Raw genomic sequence first — 13592 nt, forward strand, 5'->3', positions numbered from 1 at the left:
CATGGTTACCCAATCTTCTTTCACCGCTCTTACGCAACAGATCGACGAGTATAAACGCCGGTACTTCCAGAATCAGCTTATCAAAGGGTCGTTGCTCTTTCTGGGCATTCTCCTGGCAACGTACCTATTGCTGAATACAGTCGAATACTATGGGCGTTTTAGTACGCCTATTCGCGCCGTCATGCTCTTTAGCTACATCGGCCTCTTCCTGGCTGGTATGTATGGGTACGTTCTGAAGCCATTGATGGGCTTGTACGGACTTCGTAAACCGATCTCCGACGAACTGGCAGCCCAGCAGATTGGGCAGTTCTTTCCTGAGATTGGCGATAAGCTTCTGAACACGCTTCAACTTCGTAGTCTCACCAATGCGCAAAGTGATCTGTTGAAAGCCAGCATCGAACAGCGGTCCAGTCAATTATTGATTACCCGTTTTTCGTCGGCTATTCAATTAAACAAGAACCGGCGCTTTATTAAATACGCCTTAGTGCCGGCGTCGGTAATTGGCGGTATTCTGTTGTTGTATCCGGCTTTCTTCACCAAGAGTTCTTCGCGCATTGTCCAGTTTGATAAAGAATTCGTCGAAGAAGCTCCTTTCCGCTTCATCTTAGATTCCAAACGGCTCGAAGCGTTTCGTAACGAAGACTTCACGTTGAAGCTCCACCTGGAGGGAGATGCAGTGCCCGACGCTGTTTACCTCGTTTTAAACGATACGCGCTTTAAGCTCGAAAATGTTGGTAAGAACGCTTATTCCTATACGTTTGATCATGTTCAGCGTGATCTCGATTTTCAAGTTTCTGCTGCTGGTTTCAACTCGCCTGTTTATCAACTCGAATTGCTCGACAGACCTTCTGTTCTCTCCTTTGATGTGTCGTTAACGTACCCGGCCTACCTTGGTAAACCTGCCGAACAATTAGCAAACGTTGGCAATTTACTTGTTCCCGAAGGCACGTCTATCCACTGGAAATTTCTGGCTGACCACGCCGACTCACTAGCTGTTCAGTTTGCGCCGGGTGGTACTGTGCGGGCTTCTCTGGTTGAAGACAATGCTTTTGGTCTTACGCATCGGGCTAGCCAGTCAGGTACGTATTCGCTCAACCTCATGAATCGTCATGCTAAGAATGGGGGAGACCTCACGTATTCTATTCAGGTCATTCCTGATCGTTTTCCCCAGATTAATCTTCAGAAAACACAGGACTCCGTGACCTACAATTTCATCGGTTTATACGGTCTCATTTCTGACGACTACGGCTTTTCCAATTTAAAACTGATGGCTACAGTTACCCGGGCCGATGGTACGACCAAGCAGGCGTTCACGCGTCCAATTCCCATAGCGGCCTCGACTACTTCTCAAAATTATGTTTATAACTGGAGCCTCGACAGCTTGAAACTCCAGCCAAATGACAAGCTCGATTACTATGTTCAGGTAGCCGATAACGATGGGGTTCATGGTCCTAAAACGACCCGATCAGCCGTTATGACGTTTGCTGTCCCTTCCGTTGAACAACTTCAACAGCAGGTAGAAGAGTCTGCCGAAAAAACGGAACAGCAGATGGATGAAGCGATGAAGACAGCGCAGGCCATCAAGAAGGAGCTGACACAACTGGAGGAGCGTATGCGTACCAAAAAATCGTCGGATTTCCAGGACAAGAAGCAGCTACAGGATATCCTACAGAAGCGGGATGAGCTGATGAATGAGATCGAGAAACTACAGGAACAGTTCAAGAAAACGAATGACACCCAGCAGCGGATGAATCCACAGCAGCAGGAAGCGATGAAGCAGAAATTGGAACAACTCCAAAAGCTATTTGATCAAATGCAGGATCCTGAGTCGAAAAAGCTCTATGAAGAGCTAAAGCAGATGATGGAAAAGAAGCAGGACGAACGTGCGTCTGAATTAATGAATAAGCTGAACCGCAAAGAGCGTAATCTTGAGAAAGAGCTTGATCGTGCCCTGAAGATGTTCAAGCAGATGCAACAGGATCAGAAGGTCGAGAACGCTATCAAGGAATTGGAAAAGCAAGCTGAGAAACAGGATAAGCTCGCGGAAAAGAACGAAAAAGAGGACGCCAAGAAAGACCCTGCCGCGCTGGAAAAACAAAAAGAAGAGCAGAAAAAGGCTGAAGAGGATTTCAAGAAGCTGCAGGATCAACTCGATAAGCTGAAGCAGGAAGCCGAGAAAGAGAAGCTTTCATCGCCTGACCCGCAAAAGGATGAGCAACAGGAGATTGAAAAGCAGCTGGATCAGTCGAAGAAAGAACTGGACAAGAAGGAGCAGAAGAACGCAGCTCAATCGCAGAAGAAAACGGCTAAATCGATGCGTAATATGGCCAAGTCGATGGAAGAGTCGATGGAAGGAATGGATATGAAGAGCATGAGTGAAAATCTCGATGACCTCAGAAACCTGCTTGACAACCTCATCACCTTGTCATTTACGCAAGAACGGCTTATGCGCGACTTCAGAAGCATGAGTCTTCAGGATCCACGTGTTCTTAAATTATCTCAAGAGCAAATTCGCCTCCAGGACAACGCCAAGGTATTGGAAGATAGCTTGAATTCACTCGCATCTCGTGAACCACAAATTCAGCCTTTTGTAACCCGCGAGCTCACTAATATGCGCTACTATATGGATGAGAGTTCGCGCTTTTTGCGAGAACGTAGATTAAGTATGGCTTCTGCCCGTCAGCAATCGTCGATGACATCGATCAATAATCTGTCGCTCATGCTGAATGACGCCTTCAAGCAGATGCAGGCGCAAATGAATGCGATGGCAATGCCTGGCTCTGGGAAAAGTAAAGGCAAGAGCAAAGGGGATCAGCCATCTCCGGGTATTGGTGAAAAGCAACAACAGCTTAATGAACGTATCCAGCAATTGTCGCAGGGGGGTAAACAGGGCCGCGCTTTATCGGAAGAGTTATCACGTTTAGCAGCTGAGCAGGGTGTTTTGCGCGACATGCTTAAAGAGCTTCAGGATAAAGCAAAAGGGACTGAGGCGGGTAAGCAACAAGCTGAACAAGTTCAGGACTTGATGAAGAAAATGGACGAAACAGAAACTGATTTAGTCAACAAGCGACTGAATCCCGCTGTCAATAATCGTCAGAAGGATATACTTACGCGTCTGTTAGAATCTGAAAAAGCCCTTCGTCAGCAGGAAGAAGATCCTAAGCGTCAAGGAGAGGCCGCCAAGCAGCATTCCGTTAGTCAGCCAACCTTCATTGTGCCGGACTCGCAGAGTCGTTCGCGGCAAGTTGAAGCATTACGAACTGTTTCGCCTTCTTACAACTTATTCTATAAGCGCGAATCGAACCGGTATCTTCAGAAACTTACGAAGTGATCTTCTCTGTTTCACGGTTGATCATTCACTTTCAGTCGTTTTTCATATCAATCTCATGCTTGATTTTGGGTACGCTGAACTGATTCACAAAAGTTTCCACGTGGAACATTTTTAAATTTTCACAAATGTTTAATGAATATGATGTCATCGTAGTAGGAGCAGGACATGCTGGCTGCGAAGCTGCACATGCCGCCGGAACCATGGGTTCTAGTGTGCTACTGATTACGATGAACATGCAAACAATTGCCCAGATGTCATGTAACCCAGCCATGGGTGGCGTAGCTAAGGGGCAGATCGTTCGGGAAATTGATGCATTGGGCGGCCAGTCAGGAATCATTAGTGATAAAACAATGATTCAATTCCGAATGCTGAACCGGTCAAAGGGGCCAGCCATGTGGAGTCCACGTTGTCAGAGTGACCGCCAGATGTTTGCTCAGGAATGGCGGGATACGCTGGAAAGAAATCCGAATGTTGACTTTTGGCAAGACACTGTCGAAGCAGTATTGGTGGAAGAAAGTCGGGTAGTCGGCGTGAAAACAGCGATGGGCGTTGAAATACGTGCAAAATCTGTAGTACTGACAAACGGCACTTTCCTGAACGGACGCCTTTTCATCGGCGAAAAAACATTTGGCGGAGGACGCACCGGTGAACGATCAGCCACGGGGTTAACGGAGCAATTGAAAAGCTTGGGGTTTGAATCTGGTCGAATGAAAACAGGTACGCCTCCACGTGTAGACGGTCGTAGCCTTGATTATTCCCGGATGGAAGAGCAGCTGGGCGATGAAAATCCAGGTAAGTTTTCCTACATGGACACACCAGCGCTGACAAAGCAACGCTCGTGTTGGATCACCTATACAGACAGTGCGGTACACGATGTGTTGAAAGAGGGATTTGAGCGGTCTCCAATGTTTACCGGCCGGATCAAAGGATTAGGACCGCGCTATTGTCCGTCGATTGAAGATAAAATCAATCGGTTTGCGGATAAAGACAGGCACCAGATATTCGTTGAGCCTGAGGGTTGGAATACAGTCGAGGTGTATGTAAACGGCTTCTCGACATCCTTACCGGAAGACGTCCAATACCGGGCGTTGACTAAAATTGCTGGCTTTGAAAAAGCGAAAATGTTCCGCCCGGGTTACGCGGTGGAATATGACTTCTTTCCACCAACCCAACTAAAACAGACACTAGAGACGCAATTAGTTGCGAATCTTTTCTTCGCAGGACAGATAAACGGAACAACTGGATATGAAGAAGCGGCTTGTCAGGGATTGATGGCCGGCATTAACGCGCACCGTAATGCGCATGAATTAACTCCATTTACGATCAGCCGGTCGGAGGGGTATATAGGTGTGTTGATAGATGATTTGATAACAAAAGGGACCGAAGAACCGTATCGTATGTTCACTTCGCGAGCTGAGTTCAGAACCCTACTCCGGCAGGATAATGCGGATTTGCGGCTGACGGAAAAAGGGTACGAAATTGGTTTAGCTAACGAAGACAGGCTACAGCGGATGCGCTTGAAAAAAGCAGGCGTAGAACAGCTGACAACAATTTTTCAGCAAGCGAAGCTTCGACCAGAAGAAGTAAACAACTGGTTGCTCTCACGAAATTCAGCGCCGCTGCGTGAAAAATCAGCTGTGCTGAATTTGATTAAACGACCAGAAATTGACACCATCGATGCTCGGCAATTGCTTGAGTTAGTCGGCACGTCGGGCGAATTTGTCCCGGCCTCGTTCAGCAATGAAACCCTGGAGCAAGCGGTGATCGAGATCAAGTACGACGACTATCTGAGCCGTGAACGGCAGAACGCTGAGAAGTTGACCAAGTGGGAAGCTTTAGAAATAACACCCATGTTCGACTTCGATAAGGTGAAAGCGCTATCGTTCGAAGGACGTGAAAAGCTTAAGAAACTTCGGCCTCAAACAATTGGTCAGGCTACACGGATAAGTGGCGTGAGCCCATCCGATATTTCTATTTTGTTAGTTTACATGGGTCGCTAATCGTGGAAGAATTACAGGAATGTCCGGCCTGTACAGGTACGTTGTTTACACCGTATCTGACATGTCAGGATCAGTTAGTCAGTCAAAAGCAGTTTGCCATTCAGCAATGTAATCAGTGCCAATTGCTCTTTACCAATCCCCGCCCAACTGCCGAAACGATTGGTTCCTATTACAAGTCAGATACCTATATCTCCCACGATGACACAAAAAAGGGAATTATCGACACCATCTATCGAACTGTTCGTTCCTACGCTTTAAGCCAGAAAGAAAGCTGGATCAGGTCGATGAACGGCGGGGTAGGGGCGCTGCTCGACTATGGTTGCGGAACGGGAGCCTTCATCAAAGAGTGTCAGGAAAAAGGCTGGCATGTTATTGGCTTTGAACCGGACCCTGATGCTCGGCAACTGGCAAGTGAGCGGGTAAACCAAAAAATCTTAAAAGACAGTGCCGAACTAGAGCGTACAGAAAAACCTGACGTTATTACATTATGGCACGTATTGGAACACGTGTCTGACTTGACAGAAACGCTGGATATGCTGATCGATAAGCTCAAACCAGGTGGTCATCTGGTTATAGCTGTACCTAACCCTGCCTCGAAAGATGCAGCGCTGTATGGATCAAATTGGGCCGCTTATGACGTACCCAGACATTTATATCACTTCACGCCAACTGTTTTAACAGCTTTAATTGAAACGTACGGTCTAAAACTCCAAAAGAAGTTACCCATGCGATTCGATGCCTACTACATCGCTATGCTCAGTACCAAGCAGCGGGATGGAAAAATAAACTACGTGGAAAGCCTGATGAACGGTATGCGGTCAAACGAAACCGCCCGTAAAACGGGCAATTACTCAAGCCTAACCTATGTGTTCAGGAAACGCTAAAAAAATGAAATCAACCGCTTACCGAACGCCCTCCTTGTGGGGCGTTTTCTTATTGCTATGCGTCGTGATAGTTGCCAGTAACTGCGCACAGATAGCCCAACCGCCAGGTGGTAAGAAAGATACACTCGCCCCAAAGCTGATTGATAGTAATCCGAAAATGCGGGCTAAAAATGTGAAGCCAAAACAGGTTGAACTCTTCTTCGATGAATACATCAATGTCGAAAACCTCCCGCAGAAAACAATTATCACGCCCGGAAGCGGCATGACGTTCGACTATCGGGCGAAGCCAACTAGTGTGGTGCTGATCTTCAACGAACCGCTAAAAGACAGTACGACCTATACGATCAGTTTTACAGACGGCGTAAAAGATGCCAGCGAACGAAATGTAGCTACCAATCTAAAGCTGGTGTTCAGTACGGGAAACCAACTAGACTCACTAAGCATGAGCGGAACGGTGTCGAATGTCACGACAGGCACCACCGTTGAAGGGGCGCTGGTAGGTTTATATGCACCCCGCGATACGCTTGATGCACAACGGAATAAACCCGTTTATTACACGAAGACCGACACATCCGGGCGTTTTATCATCGAGAATATTAAAGCCGGAGAGTACGATGTTCTGTCGTTTACAGATAAGAACAATAACTTCCTGTTCAACCCAAATGGCGAGGATATCGGCTTTTTAAAACAACGGTTGAAGCTCGATAAATCAGTCAGTGGATTAGCTATTGAGCTCTTCAGCCAGAATACAACCCCCATACGCCTACAACGGACTGACTCAAGATCGGATAGTTATACATTGAATCTGAACAAAGGAATAGAAGCTTATTCGGTCAAGTTTCGGGATGTCAAGGATAGCTTACCATCCACTCAACCAGCAACCAATCAGATAAAATTCTTTCGAACAAAAGAGACGACGGATACGCTGTCGATCCTACTAACGGCTGTTGACTCGTTGGGCCTATCGAACACACTCAGGCATACGATCAACTTCCGCCAGAAGAGCAAGCGGGAGAAACCGGAAGAGTTCACGTTCAGACCTGAGCCAGCACCAAACGATGCTGTAGAATCAACCTTTACATGGAAGTTACTGTTCAACAAGCCGGTCAGAAAGGTCAATGAGAAGCGCGTTCAATTTTCGATTGACAGCCTCTCTGCAACGGATCTAAGTTCATTTACATCCACGATCGGTAAGCAGCAAACAGAAGTATCAACCAGAATAGCAACGAAAGCCCGAAAGTTCGTCAGGATCAAGCTGAATAAAGATGCGGTCGAGAGCGTATTGGGCGATACGATCACGGCCGCAACCATTACATACCCGATCCTTGACCCGGAAAATTTCGGTGTGTTGCGCGGCCGGATCACTACGAAGGAGCCTAACTACATACTGGAATTGGTCGATGACCGAAAGGCCGTGCTACAGCGCCTGAGGAACGTACCCGTCTACGAATTAAAGAACATTAAACCAGGCAGGTACAGACTTAGATTGATTATCGACACCAATAACAACGGCATTTGGAATACAGGCCGTTACGAACAACGCCTAGCGGCCGAGCCCATTATATATTATCCGGGCGTGATTTTAATAAAGCAGAACTTCGAGTCAGAGGACATCAATTTGTCGTATTAGAAAAGGTCAATGAAAACTATATTTTTCGCCAGTTTTCTGTGGAGAATGTAGTGGAAAACATATCCTAAACTGTGGATAACGACCTATTGTGATAAACCGTAATGTGGATGAAAGAAGCGTTCTTCACAATTCGTTGTTATCCACAGGAGATAGTGTGCAGAACAGACCGGTTATGAACGGCTCCCAAACAAGTTATAAGCCCGTAGAATTGTGGACAGCGCTAATCCACAAATGCACGCTAGCTATTTGTGGAATATGTTGATAACTTGTAAAAAGCTTCAGGGATGGGTCAAATAAGCCGAAATAGCCTGGATAACCCCGTGGATAACCTCCAAAGCTTATACACACTTGGCACGGATTTTAGTGGACAACCATGTTGTTCACTTATGCACAGGTATAATAGAGACATTGAAAAGGTTTAGAAACCAAAACTATAAAATGAAAAATAGGGCTTGTGGAAAGATTTTGCTGGGGTTCCTGCTTTTGGTCAGCCAGCTGTCGTGGGGTCAAACCGAGCAGGACCTGGCTGACGAATATTTCAAAAATGGAGAATTCGAAAAGGCAGCAGCCGAATATGGTAAGCAAGTCCGAAAAAATGAGGAAAACGGGGGGCTGGCCTGGCAGACAGCGTACAGGTACGTTGTCAGTCTGAAAAAGTCCAAAAAGGCCGACGAAGCCGACCGTCAATTGAAGAAATGGGCCAAGGCAGAGGGTAACCTGAAAACATATGCCTTGTTGTTGATTGGTACTACTGCTCAAGAAGCGGGTGACACACTGAACGCAAAAAAGCAATTCAGTCAGGTTTTTGACCTGGCGAAAGGCGACCCGATGAAGATTGCAAGGGTAGGGGAGCTGTTTGAAGAGGTAAGTGCTGCTGATTGGGCCATACAGGCTTATCAGAGAGGCCAGCAGCTCACAGAGGATCCAACCTTTCATGCAGAGGATTTAGCCACGTTATATCGCTCGAAAGGCGATACAAAACGGTGGATCGAGACCTTGTTGCCACTGGCACAAAAACCAGATCAGCGAGAGCGTGTGCAGGGATCGTATCAGACACTTATCAACACGAAGGAAGAACCTGTACTGGAGCAGGTTTTATACGACCGTGTGCAGAAAGAACCTGAGTCGATAGCTACCAACGATATGCTAACCTGGTATTATCTCCAGAAACAGAAATTTAGCCGGGCCTTGCTCCAGGAGAAAGCGATGGACAAGCGGTTAAAGTTATCGGGAGCCAAAGTGTTTGAGCTAGCACAGTTGGCAATGACAAACCGGGAATACAAGACCGCTATCGACTCCTACGAATACATAATCCAGACTTATCCACAGGGAACGTTTTACCCCTATGCTCGTCGGATGATTATCAATGCCCGGGAGGAGCAGGTGAAGAATGTGTATCCGATTGAAAAGGCTGAGATAAGGAAACTCATCTACGATTACCAGCGCGTACTGAGCGATGTTGGCATTACCCCCAAAACATTAGATGCGCTCCGTAATTCGGCAAATCTCTACGCTAACTACCTGGATGAGAAAGATTCTGCCCTGGTGATGTTGGACAAAGCGATCGCAATGGGGAAAAGTGATCCTTTATTTGTGGATAAGTGTAAACTGGATAAAGGTGATGTATATCTCCTGAAGAATGAGCCTTGGGAATCCACATTACTCTATGCGCAGGTCGAAAAATCACAAAAGGACGATCTGCTTGGCTATGAAGCTAAACTGAAGAATGCCAAGCTGCATTACTACAGGGGCGATTTCACCCTGGCCAAGGGGGTTCTTGATGTATTGAAAATGGCAACTACGCGTGAGATCGCTAACGACGCTGAACAGTTGAGTATGCTAATTCTAGATAACACTGGACTGGATAGTACTGAGGCAGCGATGAAAGAATATTCGGCCATCGACCTGTTGCTATTTCAGAATAAGCTAGACGAAGCAACGAGCCAGATTAACGTAATGTTGAAAAAGTATGAGAAACATACGCTGGCCGATGAACTGATCTGGCTGCAGTCGAAAATTTATGTGAAAGAAGGAAAAATCGATGACGCTCTTGCCAACCTAAAGACGATCGTTGATAAGTACCCACTGGATATCTTAGGGGATGACGCGCTCTATGAAATGGCGAAGCTTACCGACGAGCGGAAGAAGAATACAGCGGAAGCCCTGAAGCTATATCAGCAGTTTCTGACAACGTACCCAGGAAGTCTTTTCGCCGCCGATGCTCGAAAACGCCTGCGTCAGTTGCGAGGTGATACAATTAACTGAAAGGTTATCCACATCCGCTTCTTATTACCAACAAACCCCGGTTCGCTTAGTTGAAAACCGGGGTTTGTTGGTAATAAGAAGCGGCTACAACCTAAACGAGTTCAAGCAATGATTCTTTAAACGCAGCGAATGTCGACGGAATAGCGATCGCATGTTTCTCACGTTGCGATAGAACGGACAGGCGTTCAGGTACGTCGATAGCCTGACCAAGAATTGTATCGACTGCTGGACTGAATTTAGCAGGGTGGGCAGTTGCCAACGCTATACCACAGTTATCCACATGGGATTGTTGATAACTTTCAAGGCCTAAAAGCCCAATGGCAGTATGCGGACAGGCGATATACTTATACACATCACGAAGCTTAACCATTTCGTCAACTGTCTGAGCATCAGTAAAATAATAGCCAGAGATCAATTCACTGAGTTGCTCAAAATTGTCTCCCAGAAGGCGCTGTAAACGAACAAAATTGCTTGGGTTGCCAACATCCATCGCATTGGAGAGAGTAGCGAGTGAAGCCATTGGCGAGTAATGTCCAGTTGCCAGGTAATCGGGAACGACCTTATTCAAATTAGTCGCTGCCACAAAAGACCTACCAGGTAATCCCATACGCCACGCCAGAACACCAGCGCTCAAATTGCCAAAATTTCCACTAGGTGTGGAAAACACTGCCGGAGCATGATCTGGCTCAAGCTGTGCCAAGGCACGGAAATAATAAAAGCTTTGCGGGATGAGGCGGAAGATATTGATCGAGTTAGCAGAAGAAAGGGAAAAGGCCTTCTTTAAATCATCGTCCAAAAATGCAGCCTTAACCATTGCCTGACAATCATCGAACGAACCATCAACTTCAAAAGCGTGGATGTTTCCGCCCAGCGTTGTCAATTGTTTTTCCTGCAACTGACTCACCCGTCCTTTCGGGTAGAGAATAGACACCCGCACGCCGGGTATGTTATGAAACCCCATGGCTACTGCACCGCCAGTATCGCCAGACGTGGCAACCAGGATATGAACTTCGCGAGCCTGCGTTGCCGAGTAGATAGACATCAACCCCGCCATAAACCGGGCACCCACGTCTTTAAAGGCAAGTGATGGGCCATGGAAAAGCTCCAAAACGTATTTCCGACCAGCTTCTAATTCGACCAGAGGTGTATCAAAAGGAAAGGCATGCGTGACCAGCTCCTCGATTTGCTCGTTGGAAAGGTCTCCGTGTAACCAAAGCTTGGTAAGCTTGTACGCAATTTCAGCGAGTGACTGACTCTGAATACCAGTCATAAACCCAGCAGGAAGCTGCGGGATTGATGTTGGCATATAAAGGCCCTTGTCCTGAGGAAGGCTATTAAAAAGAGCTTCCTGAAGAGAGACAACATTGGCCGAATTATTTGTGCTGTAGAAGGTCATGATCAGCGGGTAATAAAAAAGTGGCTGCAAGTTAGGCGTAAAGCCCCTGAAACAGAAAGCGAAAATCAGCGTAACGTCATCATAGCACGTTGCAAAAGAACGCTTACAGGGTAGCTATTTGTTAAGTTTGTAGGAGACAAACTAGAAACGATGAGAAACGGAATTACGGGTGTACCCCAACCCTTGAACGAACCGGTAAAGGAATATCGGGTTGGCTCACCAGAGCGTAAAGCCCTGCAGGAAGCCCTGAACGCGGCTAAATCGGGAGAGCAGGATTTGCCGATGTGCATTAACGGAGAAGCGGTGTTCGGCGGCAACAAAATTCGGGTGTCACCTCCACACGAACACGCACACACATTAGGCTATATATATGAAGGCGATGCGGCACATGTCCATCAGGCGATAGATGCCGCCTTACAGGCCCGCGAAAACTGGTCGTCTATGCCGTGGGAGCAACGCGCCAGCATATTTCTGAAAGCCGCCGATCTGCTTGCAGGGCCTTACCGGGCGAAGATCAATGCTGCCACCATGCTTGGCCAGTCGAAGAATGCGTATCAGGCCGAGATTGATTCAGCCTGTGAGCTTATCGATTTCCTCCGCTTCAACGTCCATTACATGACCGAGATCTATTCGCAACAACCGTACTCACCGCCTGGTGTATGGAATAGGTTGGAATACCGGGCTTTGGAGGGGTTTGTCTTTGCCTTAACCCCCTTTAATTTCACAGCAATTGCCGGCAACTTGCCCACATCAGCCGCTTTGATGGGAAACGTGGTTGTCTGGAAACCGGCCTATACGCAGGCGTATTCGGCGCAGGTGATTATGGAAGTGCTGCAAAAAAGCGGTCTGCCAGATGGTGTTATCAACCTACTCTATGTGGATGGCCCGGAAGCTGGTGAGGTGATCTTTAAGCATCCAGACTTTGCAGGCATTCACTTCACAGGGAGTACCGGTGTGTTCCAGACTATCTGGCAGGAGATCGGGAAAAACATAGGTACGTACAAAACGTATCCTCGTGTGGTGGGCGAAACAGGAGGTAAAGATTACATACTGATCCATAACACAGCCGATGTCACCGAGTCGGTTGTCGCCATGATTCGGGGCGCCTTTGAATATCAGGGGCAGAAGTGTTCGGCAGCCTCAAGAGCCTACGTACCTACCAGCTTATGGCCAGTTATCAAGACACAGTTGCAGGAAGAACTCGCCAAACAGACAATAGGAAGCGTAGAAGATTTCAGTAACCTGTTCAACGCGGTCATCGATGCAAAGTCGTTCAAGAAGATCACAGCTTATATTGATAAAGCAAAAGCCGATGGTGAAACGATTGTAGCAGGTGGGGGCTATAGCGACGAAATTGGGTACTTTATCGAGCCAACCGTCATTGAAGTGAGCGACCCGACGTATCAAACAATGTGTGATGAGCTTTTTGGTCCTGTACTGTCTGTATACGTATACGAAGACGATAAGCTGGATGAAGTTATTGAGCTCATTGATACAACATCACCTTACGCCTTAACTGGCGCCATCCTTGCCAAGGACCGGCACGTAATAACTGAACTGACCAGTAAATTGGTGAATACGGCAGGGAATTTTTATATCAACGATAAGCCTACCGGAGCTGTTGTCGGGCAGCAACCTTTTGGTGGTGCCAGAGCTTCTGGTACCAATGACAAGGCTGGTTCAGCGGTTAATTTGATGCGCTGGGTATCCATGCGAACCATAAAAGAGACGTTAGTTTCCCCACGTTCAGTGAGTTATCCATTCATGGAAAAAGATTTTTAAATTATTTTCGATCTAGGGCTTGCGTAAAGCTAAAAGTCGCCCTACCTTTGCAGTCCCAAATCGATAGAAACAGCGCACAACGGTGAGCGAGTTTATCAAAAAGGGATCAGTTCTTTGGCGTATTGGCAGAAAAGTAAGGCACAGTTCGTGCTAAAAACATAGTAGCTGCTTTCGAGTGGCTACACAATTATTTACGATGGAGAGTTTGATCCTGGCTCAGGATGAACGCTAGCGGCAGGCCTAATACATGCAAGTCGAACGGTCCCTTCGGGGATAGTGGCAAACGGGTGCGTAACGCGTAAAT

General features: G+C 47.1%; 7 protein-coding genes and 1 rRNA gene. 7 read left to right on the forward strand and 1 reads right to left on the reverse strand.

Annotation, left to right across the window (positions count from 1 at the left end; translation table 11 throughout):
- Position 1: 1 nt before the first annotated feature.
- From ACAW75_RS25255 to ACAW75_RS25275, 5 genes are all read left to right on the forward strand, one after another.
- Positions 2-3331, forward strand: a complete 3330-nt coding sequence (locus tag ACAW75_RS25255) for a DUF4175 family protein (RefSeq protein ID WP_370731568.1) — start codon at positions 2-4, stop codon at positions 3329-3331.
- Positions 3332-3456: 125 nt separating this feature from the next.
- Positions 3457-5331 (forward strand): tRNA uridine-5-carboxymethylaminomethyl(34) synthesis enzyme MnmG, encoded by a 1875-nt coding sequence (gene mnmG / locus ACAW75_RS25260; protein ID WP_370731569.1) that lies wholly within the window; start codon positions 3457-3459, stop codon positions 5329-5331.
- Positions 5332-5333: 2 nt separating this feature from the next.
- On the forward strand, positions 5334-6215 hold the full coding sequence (locus ACAW75_RS25265; protein ID WP_370731571.1) for a class I SAM-dependent methyltransferase: 882 nt from the start codon (positions 5334-5336) through the stop codon (positions 6213-6215).
- A 4-nt stretch (positions 6216-6219) separates the two neighbouring features.
- Positions 6220-7845: an Ig-like domain-containing domain gene (locus ACAW75_RS25270; protein ID WP_370731572.1), complete on the forward strand. Its 1626-nt coding sequence runs from the start codon at positions 6220-6222 to the stop codon at positions 7843-7845.
- 438 nt (positions 7846-8283) lie between these two features.
- On the forward strand, positions 8284-10110 hold the full coding sequence (locus tag ACAW75_RS25275; protein WP_370731574.1) for a tetratricopeptide repeat protein: 1827 nt from the start codon (positions 8284-8286) through the stop codon (positions 10108-10110).
- A 91-nt stretch (positions 10111-10201) separates the two neighbouring features.
- Here the strand turns inward: ACAW75_RS25275 and thrC are convergent, their stop codons facing one another.
- A complete protein-coding gene (gene thrC / locus ACAW75_RS25280; protein ID WP_370731575.1) occupies positions 10202-11506 on the reverse strand; it encodes a threonine synthase in 1305 nt (434 codons plus the stop codon).
- A 150-nt stretch (positions 11507-11656) separates the two neighbouring features.
- Between thrC and pruA the strand changes: the two genes are divergently transcribed.
- On the forward strand, positions 11657-13288 hold the full coding sequence (pruA, locus tag ACAW75_RS25285; protein WP_370731576.1) for an L-glutamate gamma-semialdehyde dehydrogenase: 1632 nt from the start codon (positions 11657-11659) through the stop codon (positions 13286-13288).
- Positions 13289-13481: 193 nt separating this feature from the next.
- A 16S ribosomal RNA gene (locus ACAW75_RS25290) occupies positions 13482-13592 on the forward strand; the annotation flags it as partial.

The sequence above is a fragment of the Fibrella arboris genome (assembly GCF_041321095.1).
Taxonomy (GTDB): domain Bacteria; phylum Bacteroidota; class Bacteroidia; order Cytophagales; family Spirosomataceae; genus Fibrella; species Fibrella arboris.

Excerpts from the sequence above, each read along its gene's own strand:
- ACAW75_RS25255 (WP_370731568.1), top strand. The coding sequence starts at position 2 with ATGGTTACCCAATCTTCTTTCACCGCTCTTACGCAACAGATCGACGAG.
- ACAW75_RS25275 (WP_370731574.1), top strand. The coding sequence starts at position 8,284 with ATGAAAAATAGGGCTTGTGGAAAGATTTTGCTGGGGTTCCTGCTTTTG.
- pruA (WP_370731576.1), top strand. The coding sequence starts at position 11,657 with ATGAGAAACGGAATTACGGGTGTACCCCAACCCTTGAACGAACCGGTA.
- thrC (WP_370731575.1), bottom strand. The coding sequence starts at position 11,506 with ATGACCTTCTACAGCACAAATAATTCGGCCAATGTTGTCTCTCTTCAG.
- ACAW75_RS25270 (WP_370731572.1), top strand. The coding sequence starts at position 6,220 with ATGAAATCAACCGCTTACCGAACGCCCTCCTTGTGGGGCGTTTTCTTA.
- mnmG (WP_370731569.1), top strand. The coding sequence starts at position 3,457 with ATGTTTAATGAATATGATGTCATCGTAGTAGGAGCAGGACATGCTGGC.